General features: G+C 72.4%; 22 protein-coding genes. 7 read left to right on the top strand and 15 right to left on the bottom strand.

Features of this window, described 5'->3' with window-relative positions:
- Nucleotides 1-187 precede the first annotated feature (187 nt).
- A complete protein-coding gene (locus ACFP1K_RS32035) occupies nt 188-688 on the bottom strand; it encodes a DUF5994 family protein (protein ID WP_380760381.1) in 501 nt (166 codons plus the stop codon).
- Between the two features lie 61 nt (nt 689-749).
- Nucleotides 750-1,115 carry a lipopolysaccharide assembly protein LapA domain-containing protein gene (locus tag ACFP1K_RS32030; protein WP_380760379.1) on the bottom strand — a complete coding sequence of 122 codons (366 nt, stop codon included), beginning with the start codon at nt 1,113-1,115 and terminating at the stop codon, nt 750-752.
- A 119-nt stretch (nt 1,116-1,234) separates the two neighbouring features.
- Between ACFP1K_RS32030 and ACFP1K_RS32025 the strand changes: the two genes are divergently transcribed.
- Both ACFP1K_RS32025 and ACFP1K_RS32020 read left to right on the top strand, forming a co-directional pair.
- Nucleotides 1,235-2,260, top strand: a complete 1,026-nt coding sequence (locus ACFP1K_RS32025; RefSeq protein WP_380760378.1) for a tyrosine-type recombinase/integrase — start codon at nt 1,235-1,237, stop codon at nt 2,258-2,260.
- A gap of 264 nt (nt 2,261-2,524) precedes the next feature.
- Entirely contained in the window at nt 2,525-3,910 is a 1,386-nt protein-coding gene (locus ACFP1K_RS32020; protein WP_380760376.1) for an ice-binding family protein, read from the top strand.
- A 95-nt stretch (nt 3,911-4,005) separates the two neighbouring features.
- Here the strand turns inward: ACFP1K_RS32020 and ACFP1K_RS32015 are convergent, their stop codons facing one another.
- Entirely contained in the window at nt 4,006-4,800 is a 795-nt protein-coding gene (locus tag ACFP1K_RS32015) for an alpha/beta fold hydrolase (protein ID WP_380760433.1), read from the bottom strand.
- A 391-nt stretch (nt 4,801-5,191) separates the two neighbouring features.
- On the opposite strand from ACFP1K_RS32015, the gene ACFP1K_RS32010 reads away from it, so the two are divergent.
- The 3 genes from ACFP1K_RS32010 to ACFP1K_RS32000 all read left to right on the top strand — a co-directional run bounded on the left by ACFP1K_RS32010 (nt 5,192) and on the right by ACFP1K_RS32000 (nt 9,618).
- On the top strand, nt 5,192-7,921 hold the full coding sequence (locus ACFP1K_RS32010; protein ID WP_380760374.1) for a helix-turn-helix transcriptional regulator: 2,730 nt from the start codon (nt 5,192-5,194) through the stop codon (nt 7,919-7,921).
- Between the two features lie 91 nt (nt 7,922-8,012).
- The gene (locus tag ACFP1K_RS32005) at nt 8,013-8,777 is read left to right on the top strand and encodes an alpha/beta fold hydrolase (RefSeq protein WP_380760372.1); all 765 of its coding nucleotides are present in this window, start codon (nt 8,013-8,015) and stop codon (nt 8,775-8,777) included.
- 40 nt (nt 8,778-8,817) lie between these two features.
- Nucleotides 8,818-9,618, top strand: a complete 801-nt coding sequence (locus ACFP1K_RS32000) for an alpha/beta hydrolase (RefSeq protein WP_380760370.1) — start codon at nt 8,818-8,820, stop codon at nt 9,616-9,618.
- A 46-nt stretch (nt 9,619-9,664) separates the two neighbouring features.
- Here ACFP1K_RS32000 and ACFP1K_RS31995 read toward each other — a convergent pair whose 3' ends face one another.
- Complete coding sequence (locus tag ACFP1K_RS31995) at nt 9,665-10,681, bottom strand: tyrosine-type recombinase/integrase (RefSeq protein ID WP_380760368.1); 1,017 nt, start codon at nt 10,679-10,681, stop codon at nt 9,665-9,667.
- A gap of 34 nt (nt 10,682-10,715) precedes the next feature.
- The gene (locus ACFP1K_RS31990) at nt 10,716-12,125 is read right to left on the bottom strand and encodes a BNR repeat-containing protein (protein ID WP_380760366.1); all 1,410 of its coding nucleotides are present in this window, start codon (nt 12,123-12,125) and stop codon (nt 10,716-10,718) included.
- 424 nt (nt 12,126-12,549) lie between these two features.
- Here ACFP1K_RS31990 and ACFP1K_RS31985 point away from each other — a divergent pair, with 424 nt between their 5' ends.
- Nucleotides 12,550-13,875, top strand: a complete 1,326-nt coding sequence (locus tag ACFP1K_RS31985; protein WP_380760364.1) for a glycoside hydrolase family 43 protein — start codon at nt 12,550-12,552, stop codon at nt 13,873-13,875.
- A gap of 37 nt (nt 13,876-13,912) precedes the next feature.
- Here ACFP1K_RS31985 and ACFP1K_RS31980 read toward each other — a convergent pair whose 3' ends face one another.
- The 10 genes from ACFP1K_RS31980 to ACFP1K_RS31935 form a co-directional block, all read right to left on the bottom strand.
- Entirely contained in the window at nt 13,913-14,371 is a 459-nt protein-coding gene (locus ACFP1K_RS31980; protein ID WP_380760362.1) for a MarR family transcriptional regulator, read from the bottom strand.
- Between the two features lie 131 nt (nt 14,372-14,502).
- Nucleotides 14,503-14,883, bottom strand: a complete 381-nt coding sequence (locus tag ACFP1K_RS31975; RefSeq protein ID WP_380760360.1) for a SchA/CurD-like domain-containing protein — start codon at nt 14,881-14,883, stop codon at nt 14,503-14,505.
- 42 nt (nt 14,884-14,925) lie between these two features.
- Entirely contained in the window at nt 14,926-15,564 is a 639-nt protein-coding gene (locus tag ACFP1K_RS31970; RefSeq protein ID WP_380760358.1) for an antibiotic biosynthesis monooxygenase family protein, read from the bottom strand.
- 43 nt (nt 15,565-15,607) lie between these two features.
- Nucleotides 15,608-16,078, bottom strand: coding sequence for an SRPBCC family protein (locus ACFP1K_RS31965; RefSeq protein WP_380760355.1), 471 nt, complete (start codon nt 16,076-16,078; stop codon nt 15,608-15,610).
- A 17-nt stretch (nt 16,079-16,095) separates the two neighbouring features.
- Nucleotides 16,096-16,347, bottom strand: a complete 252-nt coding sequence (locus ACFP1K_RS31960; protein WP_380760352.1) for an acyl carrier protein — start codon at nt 16,345-16,347, stop codon at nt 16,096-16,098.
- A 54-nt stretch (nt 16,348-16,401) separates the two neighbouring features.
- Complete coding sequence (locus ACFP1K_RS31955) at nt 16,402-17,634, bottom strand: ketosynthase chain-length factor (RefSeq protein WP_380760350.1); 1,233 nt, start codon at nt 17,632-17,634, stop codon at nt 16,402-16,404.
- Nucleotides 17,631-18,983, bottom strand: coding sequence for a beta-ketoacyl-[acyl-carrier-protein] synthase family protein (locus tag ACFP1K_RS31950; RefSeq protein WP_380760431.1), 1,353 nt, complete (start codon nt 18,981-18,983; stop codon nt 17,631-17,633). The genes ACFP1K_RS31955 and ACFP1K_RS31950 overlap by 4 nt, the downstream gene beginning before the upstream one ends.
- A 5-nt stretch (nt 18,984-18,988) precedes the next feature.
- On the bottom strand, nt 18,989-19,417 hold the full coding sequence (locus ACFP1K_RS31945) for a cupin domain-containing protein (RefSeq protein ID WP_380760348.1): 429 nt from the start codon (nt 19,415-19,417) through the stop codon (nt 18,989-18,991).
- The gene (locus ACFP1K_RS31940) at nt 19,410-19,739 is read right to left on the bottom strand and encodes a TcmI family type II polyketide cyclase (protein WP_380760346.1); all 330 of its coding nucleotides are present in this window, start codon (nt 19,737-19,739) and stop codon (nt 19,410-19,412) included. Before ACFP1K_RS31940 ends, ACFP1K_RS31945 begins: the two co-directional genes overlap by 8 nt.
- Nucleotides 19,740-19,865: 126 nt before the next feature.
- A complete protein-coding gene (locus tag ACFP1K_RS31935) occupies nt 19,866-21,977 on the bottom strand; it encodes an AfsR/SARP family transcriptional regulator (protein WP_380760344.1) in 2,112 nt (703 codons plus the stop codon).
- 744 nt (nt 21,978-22,721) lie between these two features.
- Between ACFP1K_RS31935 and ACFP1K_RS31930 the strand changes: the two genes are divergently transcribed.
- Nucleotides 22,722-23,462, top strand: a 741-nt coding sequence (locus ACFP1K_RS31930) for an acetyl-CoA carboxylase carboxyltransferase subunit beta (RefSeq protein WP_380760342.1), incomplete at its 3' end; no start/stop codon positions are given.

The following is a 23,462-nucleotide window of genomic DNA, read 5'->3' as shown; positions in this document are numbered from 1 at the left end:
ATGCCGATCCGTCTGGGGCGTGCCGGACAGGGGGCGCGGTGCCGGACGGCATGGAGATGGGGCGATGGGCCGGTGCGGTCACCATGATGGTCTGGGCCGCCACCGCGTCCGGGGTTCCGGCGGTGGCCTCGCGGGTCAGGCCTGGGGCCTGGGGCCTGAGGCGTTCGGACGGGTGGCCGTCGCCGCCTCAGAAGCCCTCGCCGGTGGTCCGCGCCTCGGTGTGGTCCGGGGGTGAGGTGATGGCGGACAGGATTTCAGGGGTGTGCACGGTGTTGCCGGGCTGTGCGGCCTGATCCATGGCCTTCTCTGCCTCGGCGGCGCTGGTGTGCGAGGGAACGGTGAGCAGGTCGATCCGCCGGCCGCCGCCGTAGGTCGCCGTGAGCAGGCCGGCGGGCATGGTGTCGAACCATCCGAGCCGGACGGCCCGGCGGCCGGCGGGGCCGTCGACCCGCAGCCGGCGAGGGCGGCCGTCCCAGTCGGCCGTGCCGAGCATGACCCGTTCGACGTGGCCGTAACGGTCGTCGAGGGCCAGGATCAGTCCCGGCAGTTCCGCGACGGGGTCGGCCGATCGAGGCCACCAGCCGCCGTCGAGAAGCGTTGGCCGCGACCGGCTCGCCTCCAGGCGCACCCGTGGCGTCGACGGCGGCGATGGGCTGATCGTCGTGGCGCGTTCAGCGGTGCTACGCACTACCACACCTTCTTCCGGCCACCTTTGATCGGGGCCACTGGAGGTCTTCGGGTCCTGGCGTTCATCGGCCTTGGCCGCGGCGGTTCGCGCGGGCCAGGCGGCGTAGCTGCGTGATGCGGGCGGTGCCGAGCACAAGGGTGAGCAGGATTCCGGTGACCAGGGCGATCAGCAGGGCGATCGCCAGCGGCAGCGTCCCGTGCAGACCGAGGAAGGACACCTGCGCGCTGGCGGTGTTCTGCAACATGAACACGATGAAGGCGATGGCCACGGCCGCGGCGGTCCACACTCCGGCCCAGGCCACGCTGGTGCGGGTGACGGGCAACGGCCCGGCGGGCGGGGCGGGCGGCGCGATCGGCGCCTCGGGCCCGGGGCCGGTGATCTCGGCGGGCGCGAGGGGCTTGGGAGGGGAGCGGCGCGGGAGGTCCATGACGTCCTTTGTGGGCCGGTGCAGGCAACCTCAGCTGGGGATGTCGTGGTTTCCCGGATACTTCGACTCTACGCGGTTCAGCTTCCGATATCTAGCAATATCTGAAGTAAGCTCCTTGCATGGTCTCCGATGCTCTGCCTTCGGCCGGATCGCGGCCCGGGGAAACGGTCTCCGGCGCGACGCGGTCGGCGCCGGGCGTGGCCTCTCCGGTCCGGCGCCGCCCGGGTGCCCAGCCCACCGCGCTGGACGGCGCCGTCGCCGAGGTGTTCGCGGACTACGAGGAGAAGATCACCCGGCCGGGCGTGCCGCTGGACGCCGGCTCGGTCCGCGTGTACCGGTCCCGGGTCCGCCAGTACCTGGCCTGGCTCGCCGGCTGCGCGGCCGAGGGCGACCCGCTCACGGACTCCGGCGCCCGTGACCGCGCGGTGCGCGACTACCGCGCCCACCTGCAGACCGTGGCCAAGCGCAGGCCTTCCACCGTCAACGCCCACCTGGCCGCGGTCGACGACTTCTACCGCCGCCGCGGGCTCGGCCCGACCGCTGTGGAGCGCGCCGGCGTCCCCCCGGCGACCTCGAGGGCACTGGACAAGGGCGACCAGCTCCGCCTGCTCCGTGAGGCCGGTCGCGCCCCGCTGCGGGACAAGGCGATCGCCTTCACCGCCTTCTACGCCGGCACCCGCCTCGCCGAGACCGTCGACCTGGACGTCGGCGACGTCCGCCTGTCCGCGGTCGAAGGCCACCTGATCATCCGCCGGGGCCGGGGCGGAAGACTCCGCGAAGTGCCCCTGCACCCCAAACTGCGTGCCGTCCTCACGGAATGGCTGGCCGAGCGTGCCGGCTGGAAAGGTGCCGGCACCGGCCCCGCCTTGTTCCTCAACCACCGCGGCGGCCGTCTGTCGGCCCGCTCCGCCTACACCGTGCTGCGCGCCATCGCCGACGCCGCCGACCTGCCCATCGGCCGCGACGGTGTCTTCACCCCCCACGTGCTGCGCCGCACGGTGGGCACCACCATGACCCGTTCCGGCACCGACATCGTCGTCGTCGCCGAACTTCTCGGCCATTCCCTGGAAACCGCTCGCCGCTACGGCCTGCCCGCGCACCAGGACCCCCGCAAGGCCCTCGAGGGGCTCACCGTCGACGAGTGACACGGCCGGACGCCCTCGGCGGGAATAACATCTGATATCTCCTTTTCGCTCCGTAATGCGAGCTGAATTCTGAGCATGTCGCAAAACGATGACGGCGGTGCTTATCAGTAGGGTCGGATTGATGGTGCGCCATTAAAGCGCATGCCTTAATATCCGATGTCCGAAAGAAAAGAATTGCCCATGGTTGACGTCAATCGTTCTCTCATAGCGCCGCGGAATATCGTTCGCTCCTGGCCGGCGGCGGTTCTCGCGGTCATGGTCGCGATGGGCGTCGTCATCGCGACGCCCCACGCCGCCAGTGCGCAACAGCCCCCGGTGGGGCTCGGCACGGCCACTGCCTTCGCCGTACTGGGCGGGTCGACGGTCACCAACACCGGTCCTTCCGTCGTCATCGGGGATCTCGGCGTGAGCCCGGGTTCCGCGGTGACCGGTTTCCCGCCCGGCAACGTCGTCGGGGCCATTCACGCGGCCGACGCCGTCGCCACCCAGGCTCAGGCCGACCTGACCACCGCCTACAACGACGCCGCCGGCCGCACCCCGGTCACCACCGTGGCCACGCAGCTCGGCGGGACCACCTTGAGGGAGGGGGTCTACAACTCCACCGCGGGGACCTTCCAGATCACCGGGAATCTGACCCTCGACGCGCAGGGCGACCCGAACGCGGTCTTCGTCTTCCAGGCGGCCTCCACTTTGATCACCGCGTCGGCCAGCTCGGTGAGCCTCATCGGCGGCGCCCAGGCGTGCAACGTCTTCTGGCAGGTCGGCAGCTCGGCGACCTTGGGCACGGGCTCCACCTTCGTGGGGAACATCCTCGCGCTGACCTCGATCACCGCGACCACCGGAGCTGGCGTGAACGGCCGCCTCCTGGCCCGCAACGGCGCCGTGACCCTGGACACCAACACCGTCCAGCGGCCCGTCTGCGTGATCCCGCCCGCCAGGTCCACCACCACCACGCTGACCTCGTCGAACACCTCGGTGACCGCCGGGTCTCCGGTCACCTTCACCGCGACGGTGACGACCTCGACCGGCACGCCCGTCACCAGCGGCTCGGTCTCGTTCACCGGTGACGGCGGCGGCCTGGGCGTCGTCCCGGTCGACGCGAACGGCCGTGCCGTGCTGACCACCGGCAATCTCCCGGAAGGCGTGCATCAGATCGTCGCCAGATTCCAGGGCACGGCCCAGTTCGATTCCAGCACCTCACGGCCGCTCGCCCAGACCGTCCGCCCGGCGGTCGTTCCCGTTCCTCCGGATAACGGCATGAACAACGGCATGAACAACGGCATGAACAACGGCATGAACAACGACAGGAACAAGGACAAGGAATGCGAGGAGAACGGCAAGGCGGCCATGGACAAGACCCGGTCCGCGGACCATGCCAAGCCCGCGGACCGCGAACACCGTCGTGACCGTTACGACCGTGACGACCGCCGGGATCGCATGGTGACGTTCCAGACGCTCCACACCATCGAGGGGGTGATCGGTGAGGACGCCCGCGGAGGGCACCACAGCGATCACGGCTCCTGGTCCGCGCACCACCCCGGGCATCGTCACAAGCACTTCAAGGCCCACAAGTTCCACAAGCAGCCGCGTCACCACGCGCGGCACGTGAAGCACCCGAGGAAGCAAGCCTCGCTCCCCACCGCCGGTTGACCAACGAGGCCGAAGCCGAGCGGGCCCGTCCCCTGGGGGACGGGCCCGCCGGCGGTGTCGGGGCCGGCCGAGGTGAGGCCGCGATCCCGTGGGGATCAGCGAGCGGCTCGGGCCGCGGCCGTGATGAGGGCGGTGGCGGCGCCGGGGTGGGAGATCATGACCACGTGTGAGGCTCCCGGGACCTCGCTGGTGCGCGCGCCGGCGCGGCCGGCCATGAAGCGCTGGGCCGCGGGCGGGATGGCCTGGTCGGCTCCGGCCACCAGGTACCAGGAGGGGATGTGCCTCCAGGCGGGCGCCCCGCTCGGGGCGCCGAGCGCGGCCAGGGCGGCGGGCCGCTGGGTGGCGGCCATCAGGGCGGTGTCCCGGGCGGGCAGGTCGGCGGCGAAGGCGGCGCGGAACCTCGCCGGGTCGATGTAGGCGTCGGTGCCGGTCCCGCCGCCGGGCAGCGGGAACGGGCGGGCGAGCAGGCTGGACGGCAGCAGGCTCCCGGGGTACCTGCCGGACAGGTCGAGTGCCGACTCGCCCTGGTCGGGGGCGAACGCGGCGATGAAGACCAGTGCCTTCACATTGGGGTTGCCGCCGGCGGCGTTGGAGATGACCGCTCCGCCGTAGGAGTGGCCGACCAGGACGAGGGGCCCGGGGATGGTGGCGACGATGCTGGACAGGTAGGCGGCATCGCCGGTCAGGTCACGCAACGGGTTGGCGGGGGCGATCACCGGGTAGCCGGCCGTCTGGAGCAGGGCGGCGACCTTGTTCCAGCTCGAGGCGTCGGCGAACGCGCCGTGGACCAGTACCACGGTCGGTTTGGCCGTACTCCGGTCCGCCGGCGTGGCGGAGGAGGCGGCCGACGCGGGGACGACCCCGGCCAGGACGGCCAGGAAGCCCAGCATCACGGGCAGCAGGATCCGGATTCTCGACCGGGAAGGCGGCGAAGCCTGTCGGGACGGGTGCGCGGGCATGGCGGAGCTCCTTGGTATCGGTATGACGTGAGGCGCTCGGCGCGAGCGCTGAGACGGTGGGGCTTCGGCCGTTCTGGAGGAGGCGCGGAAGCGTGCCGGTCGGTCCGGGCCTTGTTCCCCGAAGATCCCGCGGCCGTCGTACAAGGGCATACCGTAGGAACGGACTCGCGGCCCCCGCGAGCGTCACCTGACTGTGTCACCGAGCGTCACGTGGCGCAGGTGCCGAACGCGTGCGGCCGGGCCCCTGCGGCACGGCGGCCGGTTCGCTGGACAGGGCACTGAACGCGAGCGATCATGGCGGCATATGTCAGCAGACCAGCCGATGGCTGCGCTTTTCGGGCGGGAGTCCGAACAGCGGCGTCTCAGCGATTTCGTGGACGGCGTCCGCGACGGCGGCGGGGCGATGCTGGTGCGGGGCGAGGCGGGGATCGGGAAGTCGGCCCTGCTGCTGGAGACGGCGAGGGCCGCCGCCGCCCGGGGCATGCGGATCCTGCGGACGGCCGGCGTGGAATCGGAGACACATCTGCCCTTCGCCGGTCTGCACCAGGCGCTGCTCCCGGTTCTCGCCGGCATCGGGGAGCTGCCCGCCCCGCAGCGTGACGCGCTGGGGGCGGCGTTCGGGCTGGTCGACGCGCGGGTACCCGACCTGTTCCTCATCGCCCTGGCGACGCTGAATCTCCTGGGCGACGCCGCCGCGCGCTCACCCGTCCTGCTGCTCGTCGAGGACGCTCACTGGCTGGACCGCTCCAGCGCCGACGTGTTCGCGTTCGTCGCGCGGCGGCTGGACTCCGAGCCGATCGCGCTGCTGGCCGCGATACGCGACGGTTTCCACGGCCCCCTGGACGAGGCCGGGCTACCGGAGTTGCCGCTCGATCGGCTCGACGACACCGCCGCGACCGCCTTGCTGGACGCGTGCGGCCCCGCCCTGGCGCCCGCGGCGCGCACGCGGGTGCTGCGAGAGGCGGCGGGAAACCCCCTGGCTCTCGTCGAACTGCCGATCGCCGCGGACAGGCAGAGCGGGAAGGCGGCCCTGCCGCCGGGGTGGCTCCCGCTGACGACCCGCCTGGAACAGGCCTTCACCGCCCGGATATCGGGGTTGCCGCCGACCACCCGGACCATGCTGCTGGTGGCCGCGCTCAACGACAGCACGGCCCTCTCCGAGACCCTCGACGCCGCCGCGATGATCGTCGGCGGGCCGGTCACGGCGGACGACCTGGCGCCCGCGGTCACCATACGGCTGGTGGACGCGCACGAGGCCGCGGTGCGGTTCCGGCACCCGCTGATGCGCTCGGCGATCCACCAGGGCGCGAGCGTCTCCCAGCGTCAGGTGGCGCACGCCGCGCTCGCCGACGTCCTCGCAGGCCAGCCGGACCGTCGCGTCTGGCACCGGGCGGCGGCCACCCCGAGGCCGGACGAGGCCATCGCCTCCGAGCTGGAGACCGTGGCCGGCCGCGCGCGACGCCGGGGCGACCTGGTGTCGGGCGTCGCGGCGCTGGAACACGCCGCCAGGCTCAGCGAGGATCCCGTTAACCGGGCTGAACGGCTGGTGCGCGCCGCCGAGTACGCGGCCGAGCTGGGGCGGCGCGACACCGTCGCCAGGCTGCTGGGCGAGGCGGCGCCGCTGCGGCTGTCGGCGCGGCAGAGGGCCCGTATCGTGTGGATCCGCGAGAGCTTCGAGGACGGCGTCCGCGACGGCGGCGCGGCGGCGCGCTCACTGGCCGACCTCGCCGAGAGCGTCGCGGCGCGGGGGGACACCGATCTCGCCCTTAAACTCCTGTCGAGCGCGTCCCTGCGGTGCTTCTGGGCTCACACCGGCCCGGAGGCACGGCGACGCGTCGTCTCGGTGGCCGAGAGCCTGCCCATCGACGTCCTGGACGGCCGGCTGCTGACGATCTTGGCGTTCGCGGCTCCCATCGAGCGCGGCAAGGTCGTGATCGACCGGTTGCGCCACCTGGCCGCGCACCCGGCCGGCGACCGGCAGGCGGCCCGCCTGCTCGGCAGCTCGGCGCTGATCGTGGGTGCCTTCGACCTGTCGATGGAGTTCTGCGCCACGTCGCTCCCGGCGCTGCGGGCACAGGGCCGGCTCAGCGGCCTGGCCCGGGACCTCGGGGCACAGGCGTTCAGCGCGGTCCGGCTCGCCGACCTGAGCGTGGCCATCCCCGCGGCCGAGGAGGCCGGCCGGCTGGCGCAGGAGACGTCCCAGCCGCTGATGCACGCCATCGCCCTGGCCTCGGGAGCGATGCTCGCCGCGCTGCGCGGCGAGCAGGACCGCGTGGAGAGCCTCGCGGCACGGGCCGAGCAGGTGGCGCTGCCCATCGGCGCCCTCCCGGTGCTGGCCACGGCGCGGCTCGCGCGCGGGCTCGCCGCGCTCGGTGAAGGACGCTACGCCGACGCCTACGACCACCTGCTGCGGATGCACGATCCCGCCGATCCCGCCTTCCACCTGGCGATGCGTTGCTTCTCCATCGCCGAACTCGCGGACGCCGCGGCGCACAGCGGCCAGAGCCGGGCGATCGCCGGCATCATGGCGGAGCTGGAGACGGTGGCGCTCACCACACCGTCGCCTTGCCTGCACGCCGACCTGCGCTACGCCCGGGCGGTACTGGCCGACGACGCCACCGCCGAGCCCTTCTTCGAGGCCGCGCTCGGGGAGGACCTGCGGCGATGGCCCTTCCTGCGGGCCCGGGTGCAGCTGGCCTACGGCGAGTGGCTCCGGCGCAGGCGGCGCACGGCCCAGTCACGGGCGCCGTTGCGCGCGGCCCGCGAGACTTTCGACGCCCTCGGGGTCATCGCCTGGAGCGAGCGGGCGCGCCGGGAGCTTCGGGCCTCCGGCGAGAGCAGCCGCAGCCGCACCAGCGAGGCACGCGACGTGCTCACGGCGCAGGAACTCCAGATCGCCCAGATGGCGGCCGACGGCCTGACGAACCGGGAGATCGGCGAGAAGCTCTACCTGTCGCACCGGACCATCAGCTCCCACCTCTACAGGATCTTTCCCAAGCTGGCGGTCACCTCGCGATCGGACCTGCGCACGGCCCTGCGCGCGCCGGCCTGACCTCGCCGAGGCGGCTCCTCCTCACATGACGCTCGGTGACGCAGTCATGTGACGCTCGCGAGGCGCGCGAAGGGCTTCCTACCTTGAGGCCATGACCACACGGAGTTCGTTCAAGAACGGCAGCACGCCGACCGTCGTGCTGGTGCACGGAGCCTTCACCGACGCCTCGAGCTGGGCCGGTGTGATCACCGAACTCCAGGCCACCGGCATCCCCGTGACCGCGGTGGCCAACCCGCTGCGCGGACTGGCCACCGACGCCGGCTACCTCGCCGGCGTCGTCGCCGAGATCGACGGCCCGGTCCTGCTGGTGGGCCACTCCTACGGCGGTGTGGTCATCACCCAGGCCGGAGCGCGGGCGGGCAACGTCGCCGGGCTGGTCTACGTGGCGGCCTTCGCCCTGGAGGAAGGGGAGAGTGTGCTGGACGTCACCGGCCGCTTCCCCGGCACCCTGCTGGGCCCGGCGCTGCGCCCGTCCACCTTCCGCACCGGCGACGCGGAGGAGGCCGTGGAGCTGTATCTCAGGACCGGCCGGTTCGGCGCGGTGTTCGCCGCCGACCTGCCCGAGCCCTTCACCTCGGCGGCGGCCGCGGCGCAACGCCCCATAGCCGCCGCCGCGTTCGAGGAGAGCTCTCCCGGCGCGAGCTGGAAGACCCTGCCGTCCTGGTACGTCGTCGCGACCGCCGACCAGGCCGTCCATCCCGCCGCCCAGCGTTTCATGGCCCGGCGAGCCGGCTCCGACACCGTAGAGGTCGACGGGTCACACGCGGTCGCGCTGTCGCGACCGGCCGCCGTCGCCGCCCACATCCGCCGTGCCGCGACCGCGGCCCAGGCGGTCAAGAACGTCATCCAGGCATGAGCAAGCCGCGTCCCGTACGCGATGGCAAGAGGAGCACCCGATGACCGCACCGCCCACTCCCGTCGTCTTCATCCACGGCCTGTGGCTGCACGCCACCTCCTGGACCCCCTGGACCGAGCTGTTCACGGCCGCCGGCTACGCACCGGTCGCGCCGGGCTGGCCGGGTGACGGCGAGACCGTCGAGATCTCCCGCAAGGACCCCGGCCCCATCGCCGGCCACGGGATCGACGACGTCGTCGCCCACTACACACGGATCATCGGCGCCATGGACGTCAAGCCGCTCCTGATCGGCCACTCGTTCGGCGGCATGATCGCCCAGAGGCTGCTCGGGCTGGATCTCGCCGCGGCCGCGATCGCGATCGACGCCGCCCAGATCAAGGGGGTCCTGCCGCTGCCGTTGTCGGCGCTGCGCTCGACCCTGCCGGTGTTCAGGAACCCGGCCAACAGGCGCCGGGCCGTCTCCCTCACCTTCGACCAGTTCACCTACGCGTTCGGCAACGCCATCCCGGCTCGGGAAGCCGCCGAGCTGTACGAACGCTGGACCATTCCCGCGCCGGGCAAGCCGCTGTTCGAGGCCGCCGCCGCCAACTTCTCCCCCCGCTCGCCCGCCAAGGTCGACACCGGCAACGACGCCCGGGGGCCGCTGCTGCTGATCGCGGGCGGCATGGACCACACCGTCCCCGTGGCCGTCACCAAGGCGACCCTCAAGCAGTACCGGCACTCCACCGCGATCACCGAGCTCCAGGTGTTCCCCGGCCGAGGCCACTCCCTCACTGTGGACCACGGCTGGCGGGAGGTCGCCGACGCATGCCTGACCTGGCTCGCCAGGAACGGCCTGTAGACGCGCGGAGAGCGAACCCGCGGCACCGGCCGGTGCCGCGGCGTCGTCAGGGCGGATGTGGTGGACTCCCCGCCGGGGGCGGCGGGCGCAGGGGGGCGGGTGCGGGGAGGCGGAGGCGGTCGACGGCCTCGCGGCGGCGGGTTTCCGGGCGGCGGTCGTAGCGGGCGGTGGTGACGGGGGAGGCGTGGCCGACCAGGGCCTGGGTGGTGGCGAGGTCCACGCCGGCGTCGAGCAGCTCGCCGATGAAGGTGCGCCGGAAGTCGTGCGGGGTGCGACGGGCGGCGCCGGCGGCGGTCAGGCGGCGGGTGACGATGTCGGCGATCGCCTGACCGGTCATCGGGGCGGGACGGCCGCCGGGGGCGCGCAGCCGCCCGGCCTTGTTGATGGGGGAGAACAGCGCGCCCGCGGCCCGCCCGCGCACCGCCAGCCACGCCTCGATCCGGGTGACGGCCTCGGCGGTGAGGTAGACCAGGCGTTCCTTGTCGCGCTTGCCGCGCACGCGCAGCGACCGGGCGGCGGTGTCGTAGTCGGCCAGGGAGAGGCCCGCGATCTCGGCCCGCCGGCAGCCGGTGGAGTACAGCACGGCGAGCAGCGCGCCGTCGCGCACCCCGGCGGGCGAGCCGTCCTGGTCGCAGGCCGACAGGGCCGCGCCGGTCACCTCGGGCGGCACGTGCTGCCCGGTGGGCAGCCTGGTGTGCTGGAGGGTGGGCAGGTCGGCGGCGCGCTGGTAGTCCTCGGCGTCCATCCGGCCGAGCCGCCACGCCTCGCGCATCACCCGGCGCAGCGCGACCAGGTGCTTGTTGACGTACGACGGCGACCAGCCGCGTTCGGTGAGGATGGCGCGGATCCGCACGGTGTGCTCGTACCGGAGCAGGTGCCAGGGCTGGCCGGCGCCGATGGCCTGCTCGTCGCCGGAGATGACCCGGGCGATGCGGTCCAGGCAGCCGCGCATCGCGCGCCGCGACTCGGCGCTGGTCAGCGCGTCGAGGTAGACGTGGTAGGGATCGGTGGCGGGGGAGACCACGACTCCGGCGCCAGGGTCCGGCACGACGGGTACGTCCACGGGACGATCTTAGGGCGGGAACGGCGTGGGGTGGTCAGCCCAGGCGGAAGTCGATCACCCGGACCGGGGAGGGGGTGGTGCCGGTGGAGCGGCGCTGGTACATCACCGACAGGACGCGTTCGCTCGCGACCCTGGCGTAGTCCACCAGGCACTCGCCGAACGCGTCGTGGCCCGCGCCGTCGAACACGATGCGCCAGTCGGAGTAGGCACCGGAGGCGGAGGCGGCGGCGATCTTGGCGAAGGGGAGTACCACGTAGGCGTTGTCGGAGGCGTCGAAGACCAGGCGGGAGCGGCCGGTGGAGCCCAGGGCGAAGGGGATCTCGGTCTTGCGCCAGGCGCCGGAGGCGTCCTTGCGGACGTGGAACGCGCGGGCGTAGGAGGTGCGCTGGGCGGCGTAGGAGGAGACGCACTGGGTGAAGCGGCCGGGGACGTAGCTGATGATCACGTGGGGGCGGCCCGCCGAGTCGGCGGCCTGGGCCTCCTGGTTCATCAGGCCGTGGTCGACGGTCATCGGGTCCACCACCAGGCCGGGGGAGGTCACCGAGACCGCGGTGCCCCCGGTGGTGGCGACCTGCGTGCCGGCGTCGTTGCGCCAGGTGCGGCCCTGGTCGTCGCTGTAGACGTAGCCGGTGTCGTGGTTGGCCAGGCCGCCGCCGTTGCACAGCACCCCGGTGTTGCCCTCGCGCCAGGTGAACGCGGCGTGCAGGCGGCCCCGGGTGTCGTAGGTCAGGCCGTGCAGGTACATGTTGCGGGTGGTGCTGGTCACCCCGCGCGCGGTGTACGAGCCGGTGGCGCTCGTCCACGCGCCGAGTGCCCGCCAGGTGCCGCCGTCGTACTCGGCGAGCCGGTTGACGCCGTTGCCCGAGCCGCCGGTGCGGTAGCTGAACTGCAGGCGGCCGTTCGGCGCGACGAGGAACTGCGGGTAGGTGATGGTGCCGAGGGACAGGCCGCCGAGCCCGCGCTGGAAGGATTCGAAGCGCCCGGCGGACCAGGCGGAGTCCGTCGCCTGACCGGCGGGGGAGCGGGTGTACCAGACGGTGCTGTTGTGGGTGTCCATGGCGACGTGCAGCCGACCGTCGGCGGGGGAGACGCCGAGGGAGATGACGTTGTGGGAGTCGTCGGCGCTCAGCTGGTGCGGCAGGGTGAACGACTGCCAGGCCCCGCCGGGCAGGGCGCGCCGCGCCAGCACCGCGGACCGGTTCGCGGTGTACCAGGCGGCGTACTGGTAGGCGCCGTGGGTGAGGATGCCGTTGAGCTGGAACGACTGGGTGTTGACCAGGCCGTCGTAGGAGACGAAGTAGAGCCCGGAGGGGTCCAGGGTCCAATCCCCGAGCCGGGTCACGGCGGGACCGGCCAGCGCGTGCGCGGGGCGCGCGGCCAGGGAGGCGGCGGCGAGCACGCCGCCGGCCGCCAGCAGGCGCCTACGGCTCAACGGGTCGGTCATCGATTCTCCACCCAGTTCGTCGGCGGTCACACCGGAACCCCCGCCGTCGGCAGGGTTGTTAGCCCTAACATCAGAGGGGTCCTCCTGTGGGCCGTCCGGTCGTCCGGGGGAGGCCCGGAGCCCAGACGCTAGAAACCGGTCACCACCCTGTCAAACACCCGCGGGCCCGCCGGACGCGCCGGCTCGAAACGTTTCAGGTCAGCCCTGGGCAGGACTCACCGCAGCGTGCCGCCCGCGGTGAAAGTTGCATCGCCGCACCGCGGCCCCGGTCCCCTCGCACGAGGCCCGACGCCCGCCGCGGCGGGCGGTGCGGGCGGCGGTCCGTTGACACGCCCGGCGGCCGTTCCTACCGTCTGGCAGACCGCACGCTCCCACGGATCCGGATCGGACGACCATGTTGCGTTCACGTCTGCCGAGCACCCGAGTGTTAGCGCTCACAGCGGCGCTGGGGCTGGCACTCACCGGGGTGGTCGCCACCTCGTCGCCGGCCGCCGCGGCCGGCCCGGCCGCGCACTACCTGATGACCGCGTTCACCAACAGCAGCGAGTCGAACATGTACATCTACGACTCGCCGAACGCCACCAGCTACACCCTGGTCAGGGCCAACGCCTACCGTCCGCCGTCCGGGCTGATCCGCGACCCTAGCGTGCTCAGGCACACCGACGGTCAGTACTACATCGTGTACACCACCAACTGGACGGGCGACACGATCGGCTTCGCGCGCAGCCCCGACCTGGTCACCTGGACGTTCCTGCGCAACGTCAGGGTCGGCCTGAACGGCGCCACCGGCAGCACCTGGGCCCCCGAGTGGTTCAAGGACTCCGACGGCAGCGTCCACGTGATCTTCTCCGCCTCCGCGACGGGCACCGCGGGCCAGTTCCGCCCCTACCGGATCACCGCGACCGACACCGCCCTGTCGGCGTGGAGCGCGCCGGCGGCGCTCGGCATCCCGGCGAACTACATCGACAGCCACGTCGTCAAGATCGGCGGCACGTACCACAACTTCCTGAAGAACGAGACGACCAAGTACATCGAGCACGCCACCGCCACCTCCCTGTCCGGGCCGTGGAGCTTCGCCGGCACCGGCAACTGGGCGGGCTGGGGGAGCGGGCTGGAGGGCCCGGCGCTGACCCGGCTGCCCGACGGCAGGTGGCGGATCTACTTCGACAACTACACCGCCGGCCGCTACTACTACGCCGACAGCTCCGACCTGAACTCCTTCGGGGCGAAGGTGGAGCTGTCCGGTCTGTCGGGCACCGCGCGGCACTTCACCGTGCTGCGCGAGGACTCCGGGGACGGCACCGCCCTGCCGTCCGGCACCCGCTCGCTGCGCTCGGTCAACTTCCCCGACCGGTACGCGCGCGCCCGCGACAACGCCGCGTACATCGACCCGCTGAGCGCCTCCAGCCCGCTCGCCGACCGCCGGGCCGCGACCTTCAACATCGTGCCGGGGCTGGCCAGCTCCGCCTGCCACTCGCTGGAGTCGGTGACCTCTCCGGGCTCCTACCTGCGGCACTACAGCATGCGGCTGAGGGTGCAGGCCAACGACGGCTCGGCGGTGTTCCGCGGCGACGCCACCTTCTGCGGCAGGGCCGGCCTGGCGGGCGGGGGCACCGTGTCGCTGGAGTCGTACAACTACCCGGGCCGCCTGCTGCGCCACTACAACTACGAGCTGCGGCTGGACCTGCGCGAGTCCGCCTCGTCGTTCGCGGGCGACGCGTCCTTCACGGTGACGGCGCCCCTGGGCTGATCCCCCACGAATAAATCTACAAAGTAAAGGCGCCCGGTCAGCTCACGATCCCCACCACCAGATCCGACAACCTTCGCCCATCGGCGAGCAGCCCGGCGACGAGTCCCAGGTCGTCGTCGTGGCGGCGGAGCAGCGGGTACCAGGTCTCGCGCAGTTCCCGCAGCGCGGGGCAGAGCCGGGCGCGGGGATCGGCGTGCACGAGGACGCGGCCGTCCGCGCCGGGGCGGCGCAGGGCGAGGCCGTGCTGTTCCAGCCGGTCGACGATGCCGGTGACGGTGTCCTCGTCGAGGGCGGCCTGGGCGGCCAGTTCGCGGGCGGGCATGGGGCCGCGGCGGCACAGCAGGGCGAGGCAGCGGAACTCCGGGACGGCCAGGCCGGTGCGCAGCGCCAGCGCGGTGACCAGGCGGTGGGCCTGGGTGAGCAGTGCGGCGGTCTCGCGCGGCACGGCTTCCAGGACGTCGATGTCGGTGGGGTGCTCGGCGTTGGCGTGGGGCATGGCGCTCCTTCGCGGGCGGGCACGGCCGAAGCCGGATCGCGCGGCGGCGCGATCCGGCTTGCCGGCCTGGTGGCCGGGGGTGCCTCGGTGGCGTGGTGTGCGGGGGTCGCCGGAGGCGGGTGTTCATCCGGTCACAGCGGGCTGGACTCGGTTTCGCTGGAGGACTGGGTGAGGCAGCGCATCCGGGCGTTGCGGAAGAAGGCGGCGAAGCCTTCGGGGTTGCCGGTGTCCCTGGTCTCGGCGAGGAAGGGGACGATGCGGCTTTCGATGACGTGGACGTGCTGCTGGGCGGCGAGGTGGCGGGCGATGCCGGCGAAGTCGCCCTCGTAGTGGACGAGGCGGACCAGGACGTCGTCCTTGACGAAGACGCCGGTGCCGATGAGGCGGGCGGTCTCCTCGCCGCGTTCGTCGGTGATGACGGGGTTCTCGAGGGCGGGTGCGTTGGCGAAGACCTCGGCGAGTTCGTCCTCGTGGCCGGGTTTGATGCGGAAGGTGAGCATGGCGTAGGGCATGGGTTTTCCTTTGTGGTCGGTGTCCGGGAAGGGGTGGTGTGGTCAGTACGCGGCGAGGACTTCGTAGGAGCCGAAGATGCCGAGGCCCTTGTCGTGGTAGCGGGCGAGGGGGGAGGTGGTGGGGAGGTGTTCGGGGCTGCGTTCCCATTCGCGGTAGGTGGTGACGTCGTCCCATTCGCTGAGGACGGCGTATCTGCGGGGGTCGCGCAGGGAGCGGAGCAGTTCGTTGCCGCGCAGGCCGGTGCGGCCGCGCAGGGTGGTGCTGATCTGGTGGTAGGCGTTCTCGATGGAGCCCTTGTCGTTCTCGGGTTCGTTGAGGTAGAGGGCGACGCGGACGCGGCCGGCCTGGGGTGTGGAGGTGTAGCTGGAGGAGACGTACATGGGGGTCATGGAGGTGCCGGCGGGGTCGCGGTAGGGGTCGAGGCGCATGCGGTTGGCGGCGTGTTCGGGGCTGTGCTCGAACTCGTGGAAGCGTTCCTTGTTGCGCCAGTCGCTGGTGACGTAGTAGACGCCGTCCTCGTCGGGGCTTTTGGCCATGGACTGGGCGACGTTGGCGGGGTGGCGGGCGATGGTGGCGGCGATGTCGCGCCAGGTCTTCTCGAAGTCGCGTTCCATGCCGGGGTGGATGCGCATCTTGACCATGACGCGGTAGACGGTGTCGTTGTCGTGGTTGTCGTTCATGCTCGCTCTCTTCTTCGTGGTGGGGTGGGCTGGGTGGTGGTGGTCAGGTGGGGGCGGGGGCGGTGCGGTCGGCGGCCTCTTCGACGAGTTGCCTGATGCGGTTCATCTGGACGATGGTGTTGTCGTTGAGGCGTTTGGTCATTTGTTTGTCGCTGAGGGGGGCGTCGGGCTTCATTTCGAAGTCCTGGACCCAGCGCATGCGGACGGCGTCGGGGACCTGGGTGTACTCCCAGAAGAGGTTCATGTATTTGAACCAGCCGGGTTCGACGCGGTGGGCGCGGACGGTGCGGGTGGCGGGGTCGGGGGTGCGTTCGGAGACCCAGCTCCATTCGTTGCCGTCGGCGTCGGGGTGCATGGTGAGGCGGAAGCGCACGGTCTGGCCGCGGCGTTCGAGGATCTGGGTGGCTTTGTATTCGCTGAACAGGGCGGGCCATGAGGCGACGTCGTTGGTCATGGTCCAGACCAGGTCCATGGGGGCGGCGATGATGATCTCGTTGTCGACGTGTCCTGCCATGTGGGTGACCTCCGGTGTCAGGCGGCGAGGCGGCGGTTGACGTAGTCGACCGCGGCTTGTGGGGTCTTCATTTCGTCGACGGCGTCGTCGGGGATGCGGACGCCGAGTTCTTGCTGGATGCGTGCGGCCATTTCCAGGACGGCGAGGGAGTCGTAGCCGAGGTCGACGAAGGTGATGTCGCCGATGTCGTCGTTGAGGTCGATGGTTTCGGGTACGCCCGCGCAGCCGCCCATGATGCGTCTCATGTCGTCGAGGCCGAATGTGGTCATGTGGTTTCTCCGTTGGTTGTGGGGTGTCCGGGTGCCGTGGGTGGTCCGGTGGGTTCAGGTGGCGGTGAGGACGCAGGCGGCGTTGAAGCCGCCGTGGCCGCGGGCGAGGACGAGTGCGGTGCGGACGGGGCCGTCGCGGGGGGTGCCGCGGACGAGGTCGATGTCGCAGCCGGGGGCGAGGGCGCGGACGCCGGTGGTGGGGGGGATGACTCCGTCGCGGATGGCGAGGAGGGCGGTGGCGAGGTCGAGGGCGGCGCCGCCGGCGTAGAGGCGTCCTGTCATGGTCTTGGGTGCGGTGACGGGGACGGCGCAGGGGCCGAAGACGGTGGTGATGGCGTGGGCTTCCTGGCGGTCGCGGTGGGGGATGCCGAGGGCGTCGGCGAAGACGACGTCGATGTCTGTGGGGTTGAGCCGGGCTTCGTCGAGTGCGGTGGTGATGGCGCGGCGGAGGTTGGACAGGGGGAGGCGGCCGGGTTCTGGGGGTGGGTCGAAGGTGGCGGCGTAGCCGGCGAGTGCGCCGTAGGGGTGGGCGTGGCGGGCTTTGGCGGTGGTGGGGTGTTCGGCGATGAGCATGGCGCCGCCTTCGCCGGGGATGTAGCCGCAGGCGTCGGTGTCGAAGGGGAGGTAGGCGCGTTCGGGGTCGTCGCGGGTGGAGAGGTGGCCGGTGGAGAGTTGGGCGACGAGGCCGTAGGGGCACAGGGAGGCGTCGGTGCCGCCGGTGACGACGACGCGGGCGTCCTGGCGGAGGAGGCGGCGGGCTTGGGCGGCGACGTCGAGGCCGCCGGCTTGTTCGGTGCAGATGACGCCGCAGGGGCCGCGCATGCCGTGGCGGATGGAGATCTGGCCGGTGGTGGCGGCGTAGAACCAGGCGATGGATTGGTAGACGCCGACGTATTGGGGGCCTTGGGCCCAGAGTTTCTCGATTTCGCGTTGGCCGAATTCGGTGCCGCCGGAGGAGCCGGCGGTGACGACGGCCATTTGGTATTCGGGGAGGGTGGTGGGGTCGATGCCGGCGTCGTGCAGGGCCATGTCGGCGGCGGTGAGGCCGAGGTGGCTCCAGTGGTCGGTCTGTACGGCGATGCGGCTGGGGATGTGTTCGGTGTCGTCGAAGCCGGTGACTTCGCCGGCGAGGTGGACGGGGTAGCGTTCGGCGTCGAAGCGGGTGATGGGGCCGATGCCGCTTTTGCCGTCGAGGGTGGCGGACCAGTAGGCCTGGATGCCGAGGCCGTTGGGTGCGGTGATGCCGAGGCCGGTGATGACGGGGCGGTCGGTGGTGTGGTCGGTCATGGGGTGCCGCCTTTCCGGGCCGTTCGGGCGGGGCGGCGTCCGGTGGGGCGGGCGAGCAGCATGGCGGTCTGGAAGCCGCCGAAGCCGCTGCCCACGCTGAGGACGACGTCCATGGGCTGTTGCCTGGCGGTGAGCGGGACGTAGTCGAGGTCGCATTCGGGGTCGGCGGTGTGGAGGTTGGCGGTGGGGGGGACGACGCCGTGGGTGAGGGCGAGGGCGCAGGCGGCGACTTCGATGGAGCCGATGGCGCCGAGTGAGTGGCCGATCATCGATTTGATGGAGCTGACGGGGACGCGGTGGGCGCGGTCGCCGAGTGCGGCTTTGAAGGCGGCGGTTTCGTGGCGGTCGTTCTGGCGGGTGCCGGAGCCGTGGGCGTTGATGTAGTCGATGTCGTCGGGGTTGAGGTGTGCTTGGTTCATGGCGGTGCGGATGGCTTCGGCCATTTCGCGGCCGTCGGGTTTGAGGCCGGTCATGTGGTAGGCGTTGCTGCGGCCGGCGGTGCCGACGATTTCGGCGTAGATCTTGGCTCCGCGGCGGGTGGCGGTGGTGCGTTCTTCGAGGATGAGGATGGCGGCGCCTTCGCCGAGGACGAAGCCGTTGCGGTCGAGGTCGAAGGGGCGGGAGGCGTGCTGGGGGTCGTCGTTGCTGGGGGAGGTGGCTTTGATGGCGTCGAAGCAGGCGACGGTGATGGGGGAGACGGGGGCGTCGGTGGCGCCGGCGACGACGGCGTCGGCTGAGCCTTCTTTGACGAGGGTGTAGCCGTGGGCGACGGAGTCGAGGCCGGCGGTGCAGCCGGTGGAGATGAGGGCGACGGGGCCTTCGGCGCCGGCGGTCCAGGCGACTTCGGTGGCCATGGTGCTGGGGATCATGTAGCCGTAGAGCTGGGGGACGCCGTAGGCGGGGTCGACGAGCCAGCGGCGGCCGCCGTCGCTGAGGACGACGTATTCCTGTTCGAGGCCCATGGTGCAGCCGACGGCGCTGCCGATGGAGACGCCGAGGCGTTCTGGGGGGACGTGGGTGTGGGTGAGGCCGCTGTCGGCGAGGGCTTCGCGGGTGCTGACGACTCCGAGTTGTGCGGCGCGGTCCATGCGGCGGATCTGCTGGGGGGTGAGGCCGTGGGCGGCGGGGTCGAAGTCGCATTCGGCGGCGATGCGGGAGCGGAAGCCGGTGGGGTCGAACAGGGTGATGCCGCGGGTGGCGGTGCGGCCGGCGGTGAGCAGGTCCCAGAAGGCGGGGACGCCGATGCCGCCGGGTGCGGCGACGCCGATGCCGGTGATGACGACGCGCCGCCGGTGGCCGGCGCCGGGCCGTGCGGGGGTCCGGCGCCGGGTGACGGGACGGGTGTCCACGTTGGTCACCGCTGGGTTCCGGCGGTGGCGTCGTGGGTGTGGCCGGCCGGGTGTTCGGTGTCGACGTGGCCGAGTTCGGGCCGGGGTGCCAGGGGTGAGGCGTGGAAGACCATGCAGGCTTCCTCGTCGCCGTGGTTGTCGACGCGGTGGCGGACGGTTTTGGGGATCATCATGCTTTCGCCGGGGTTGAGGATGATCTCCTGGTGGCCGTCGATGCGGGCGGTGACGGTGCCGCGGACGATGTACATGAATTCTTCGGAGTAAGGGTGGTAGTGCTCGACGAAGTGTTCGCCGGGCTGCAGGTAGGCGACGCCCATGAAGCCGGAGGTGGAGCCGACGGTCTTGGGGCTGAGCAGGACGCGGATGTCGCCGCCGCGGCGGTGGTTGGGGGCGACGTCGGCGGCGGTGATCTTGGTGAGGTGGGTGTCAGACATGGCTGTCGGCCTCCCAGGTGTAGAAGGGGTCGGCCATGGCGTCCTTGGGTTCGCGCCAACCGGGGTCGTAGGGGCGGATGTGTTCGCCGAGGCGTTGGTTGATCTCGCCGTAGAGGGGGTGGGTGCGGGCTTTGTAGAGGTTGGGGGTGATGTCGTGGTCGGCTTCGACGAGGTGGAAGTAGAGGTCGTGGAAGCGGAACAGGGTGCGCCGCGAGACCCCGATGAGGTGGGGTAGGTCGCTGGCGTCCGATTCGGCGAAGATCTTGGCGACCGATTCGGTTTCTGAGGGCTCCATCCGCGCGACGATCAGCGTTCGATGCACCGCGAGTCTCCTTTCGTGGATACGGTGCAATGCTGGGCGGAACGTCTGGTTTGTCGCTGATGTCGGGCTGGTGTGGGGAATTGCCCCGGTACGGCCGGGGATTCCCGGCGTGTCACCAGCGGGCGTCTAGGGGCCGAGCACGTGCGCGGCCACGCCGTTGACGCATTCGGCGGGCTCGGGGACCGCCTCCGGCTCGGCGGGCACCGGCGGCGCGGGGGGCGCGTACGGCGCGGGCGGAGCGGTGGCCGTCACGGTCACGGCGGTCTCGCCCGGCATGGCCGGGACGAACGGCTCGGCGTACACGAAGTGATCGGCGGGGACGGCCGGGTGCGCCGGGTGGGTCAGGTACGCGGGCGCCGGGCCGGCGCCGTCCGTCTCGGCGGCGGGCGGGTCGGCGGGGTCGGCCGGGTCGCGGTAGGCGTCCAGTTCGTCCTCGAGGCACTGGCGGGCGAACAGGCGGACCAGGTCGTGGGCGGTGTAGCGGACCTCGCCGCCGGGGCGGGGCTCGGCGTCCAGCAGGTAGCGGGCGGCCAGGCGGGCCAGCAGGTGCTCGGCGTGGTCGGGGCCGCAGCCGAGCAGCGCCGCGGTGCGGCGCACCGTGATGTGGGGGGTGCGCAGCAGGCCGAGCAGGCGGAACAGGCTGCGCTCCGGGGCGGGCAGGCGGTCGTAGACGGCCTGGAAGGCGGTGCGCACGTCCAGGTCGGCGGCGGCGAGGGTGCGCAGCCGGGCGCGGGGGTCGGCGAGCCGTTCGGCGAGGGACGCCAGGGGCGCGGCGGGCGCGGCGGCCAGGCGGGCGGCGGCGCCGCGCAGCGCCAGGGGCAGCCGCCCGCACAGGTGGACGATCTGCTCGGCGGCACGGGGCTCGGCCTCCACACGGTGCGCGCCGACCACCCCGGCGAGCAGGTGCAGCCCTTCGGCGGCGGTGAGCGGGCCGAGGCGCACCATGTGGGCTCCCGCCAGGCCGTGCAGGGCCGAGCGGCTGGTGACGACGACGGCGCAGCCGGCCGAGCCGGGCAGCAGCGGCTGGATCTGCGGCCCGCTGTCGGCGTCGTCCAGCAGGATGAGCACCCGGCGGTCACTGCACCAGGTGCGGAACAGCTTGCCGCGCTCGTCGGTGCCGTCGGGGATGTCTTCGGGCGGGATGCCGGCCGCGCGCAGGAAACCGCCGAGCACCTCGCCGGGCGCGGCGGGGCGGCCCCCGGCGCGCAGGGCGGCGAACAGCTGGCCCGAGGGGAACGCGGCGCGGGCGCGGTGGGCGGCGTGCACGGCCAGGGCGGTGGCGCCGGCGCCGGGCATGCCGCCGACCCAGACCACCGGCACGGCGGTGCCCGAGCCCGCCGGGCGGGTGAGCAGGCCGGCGATGCGGTCCTTGGCGTCCTGGCGGCCGGCGAAGTCGGCGATGTCGGCGGGCAGCTGCGCGGGCGCGGTGGCGGGCCGCGGCGCCGGCGGCGCGGCGCGGGGCCGGGGGGCGGGGTCGGGCTGGTCCAGGCCGGGGTTGGCCGACAGCAGGCGCTGCTGCAGGCGGCACAGGGCGGGGGAGGGCTCCAGGCCGAGCTGGCCGACCAGGATCTGCCGCAGGTTCTGGAACACCTCCAGCGCCTCGCCGCGCCGGCCCGCCTGGTAGAGGGCGGTCATGAGCTTGGCGTAGAAGTCCTCGTTGAGGGGGTGGGTGGCGATGAGCTCCTTCAGCTCGCTGATCAGCTCGCGGTGCCTGCCGAGCCGCAGGTCGGCGTCCAGGCGCAGCTGCAGGGCGCGCAGCCTGCTCTCCTCCAGGCGGGTGATCTGCGCCGACAGCAGCTCGCCCGCGGCGAGGTTGGCCAGCGCGGGGCCGCGCCACAGGGCCAGGGCGGCGGACAGGGCGTCGGCGGCGCGGTCGGGGTCATCGCGCTCCAGGGCGCTCCATCCGTCGGCGACCAGGCGTTCGAAGCGGTAGACGTCGATGGTCTCAGGGGAGGTGGCCAGCAGGTAGCCGTACGGTTTGGTGATGACGCAGGCCGGGCCGCCGGTGCCGAGCATCTTGCGCAGTTTGTAGACATAGGTGTGCAGGGTGGCCAGGGCGGTGGCGGGGGGGCGCTCGCCCCACAGCTCGTCGATCAGCTCCCGGGTGGAGACGATCTGGTTGTGGCGCAGCACCAGCATGGCCAGCACGGCGCGGACCTTGGCGGCGCTCGGGGTGAGCTCGCCGTCTTCGCCGGGCCCGTCGATGACCTGGAGCGAGCCCAGCACCCGGAATTCCATGTGTACTCCCATCGGTGACGCCCCGCGGGCCACCATGGGCGCGTGGTCCCTGGTGGATCTCTCGAATTTAGATGAATCCCCTTAGTGGAACGTCCGCATAAATGGCTCATGGGCCTAAAATGTCGGACAAAGCCCTGGTCTGGGCCTCGATTCTTCGCCTAATGGGAAACTTATAGAGGAATCCGGGTTCGGCGTGACGGGCCGGATGGCACGGCCGTCCGCCGCCTCCGCCTATGAAATACACGCCTATTTCCAGATAACTCCGCATATTTCCCCGCCCTGGTGGGCGGACCAGGAAGCCTCCAGCGCCGTTCGACCGGCCGACCAGCACCCAGGCGCAGTGTGGCCCGGTACGGGGTTCGCCGCGCCCGGCGGCCCGCGTACCTCCGCCACCCGACGGGAGGAACGCCCCATGCGCCCGCACACCACCCGCCACACCACCCCGCCCGCCACCCGCCCCACACCCCCACGAACCCGCCCGCACAGCACCTGGCACCCGTGTCCGCTGCCCCACCTGGACACCGATCCGCACACCACCCGGCACATCCGTCCACGACACCGACCGGGTGTCGCGCCGCAGACCGGCGCCGGACCCTGCGCCGGCCCGGGGGGCGGACCGCGCGCCGGCCGGGAAGGCGGACCGCGGGGCGGTCCGGAGGGTGGGCCGTGTTCGGTGAGGGGGGCCGGGTGACGGGCGGGGCCGCTTCGGCGGTGTGTTTGTGGGCGGCGTGTCCGGGGTGCCGGATGCCGCTGTTCGAGGAGCATTTCCGGGCGGGGCTGCGGATCTGCCCGGCGTGTGGTCACAACGCGCGCATGGGGGCGCGGGAGCGGCTGGCCTCGCTGGCCGATCCCGGGTCGGTGCGGCCGCTGGAGGCGGCCGAGGGGCCGCATGATCCGCTGGGGTTCACCGACACGCGGCCCTACCCGCAGCGGCTGGCGGCGGCGCGGCGGGACACCGGGCTGGACGAGGCGGTGTTGTGCGCCGAGGTGAGCGTGCGCGGGCGGGCGGCGGTGCTCGCGGTCATGGACTTCGCGTTCCTCGGGGGGAGCCTCGGGTGCGCGGTGGGTGAGCGTGTCACCGCGGCGGCCGAGCGCGCGGTGGCCGCGGCGGTGCCGCTGGTGATCGTCAGCGCCTCGGGCGGCGCCCGCATGCAGGAAGGCGCGCTGGCGCTGATGCAGATGGCCAAGACCAGCCAGGCGATGGCCGAGCTGGACGAGGCGGGGCTGCTCACCGTCTCGGTGGTCACCGATCCCACCTACGGCGGGGTCGCCGCGTCGTACGCCACGCTCGCCGACGTCATCGTGGCCGAGGCGGGGGCGCACATGGGGTTCGCCGGGCCCCGGGTGATCGCCGGCACCCTCGGGCAGACGCTGCCCGACGGCTTCCAGACCGCCGAGACCCTGCTGGCCGGCGGCCTGGTGGACGACGTGGTGCGGCGCGGGCGGCTGCGGGCCGCCCTGGGGCGGCTGCTCGGCGCGGCGGCC

This window comes from Sphaerisporangium aureirubrum (assembly GCF_042658925.1).
GTDB classification, from domain to species: domain Bacteria; phylum Actinomycetota; class Actinomycetes; order Streptosporangiales; family Streptosporangiaceae; genus Sphaerisporangium; species Sphaerisporangium aureirubrum.
This window is presented reverse-complemented; position numbering and strand designations above follow the sequence as displayed.

Bases quoted from the DNA above. Each gene is read 5' to 3' on its own strand.
- ACFP1K_RS32010 (WP_380760374.1), top strand. From the start codon at position 5,192: ATGGCTGCGCTTTTCGGGCGGGAGTCCGAACAGCGGCGTCTCAGCGAT.
- ACFP1K_RS31955 (WP_380760350.1), bottom strand. From the start codon at position 17,634: ATGACCGACCACACCACCGACCGCCCCGTCATCACCGGCCTCGGCATC.
- ACFP1K_RS32030 (WP_380760379.1), bottom strand. From the start codon at position 1,115: ATGGACCTCCCGCGCCGCTCCCCTCCCAAGCCCCTCGCGCCCGCCGAG.
- ACFP1K_RS31975 (WP_380760360.1), bottom strand. From the start codon at position 14,883: ATGCCCTACGCCATGCTCACCTTCCGCATCAAACCCGGCCACGAGGAC.
- ACFP1K_RS31970 (WP_380760358.1), bottom strand. From the start codon at position 15,564: ATGAACGACAACCACGACAACGACACCGTCTACCGCGTCATGGTCAAG.
- ACFP1K_RS32005 (WP_380760372.1), top strand. From the start codon at position 8,013: ATGACCACACGGAGTTCGTTCAAGAACGGCAGCACGCCGACCGTCGTG.
- ACFP1K_RS31960 (WP_380760352.1), bottom strand. From the start codon at position 16,347: ATGACCACATTCGGCCTCGACGACATGAGACGCATCATGGGCGGCTGC.
- ACFP1K_RS32000 (WP_380760370.1), top strand. From the start codon at position 8,818: ATGACCGCACCGCCCACTCCCGTCGTCTTCATCCACGGCCTGTGGCTG.
- ACFP1K_RS31980 (WP_380760362.1), bottom strand. From the start codon at position 14,371: ATGCCCCACGCCAACGCCGAGCACCCCACCGACATCGACGTCCTGGAA.
- ACFP1K_RS31935 (WP_380760344.1), bottom strand. From the start codon at position 21,977: ATGGAATTCCGGGTGCTGGGCTCGCTCCAGGTCATCGACGGGCCCGGC.
- ACFP1K_RS31990 (WP_380760366.1), bottom strand. From the start codon at position 12,125: ATGACCGACCCGTTGAGCCGTAGGCGCCTGCTGGCGGCCGGCGGCGTG.
- ACFP1K_RS31945 (WP_380760348.1), bottom strand. From the start codon at position 19,417: ATGTCTGACACCCACCTCACCAAGATCACCGCCGCCGACGTCGCCCCC.
- ACFP1K_RS32025 (WP_380760378.1), top strand. From the start codon at position 1,235: ATGGTCTCCGATGCTCTGCCTTCGGCCGGATCGCGGCCCGGGGAAACG.
- ACFP1K_RS32020 (WP_380760376.1), top strand. From the start codon at position 2,525: ATGGGCGTCGTCATCGCGACGCCCCACGCCGCCAGTGCGCAACAGCCC.
- ACFP1K_RS31965 (WP_380760355.1), bottom strand. From the start codon at position 16,078: ATGGCAGGACACGTCGACAACGAGATCATCATCGCCGCCCCCATGGAC.
- ACFP1K_RS32015 (WP_380760433.1), bottom strand. From the start codon at position 4,800: ATGCTGGGCTTCCTGGCCGTCCTGGCCGGGGTCGTCCCCGCGTCGGCC.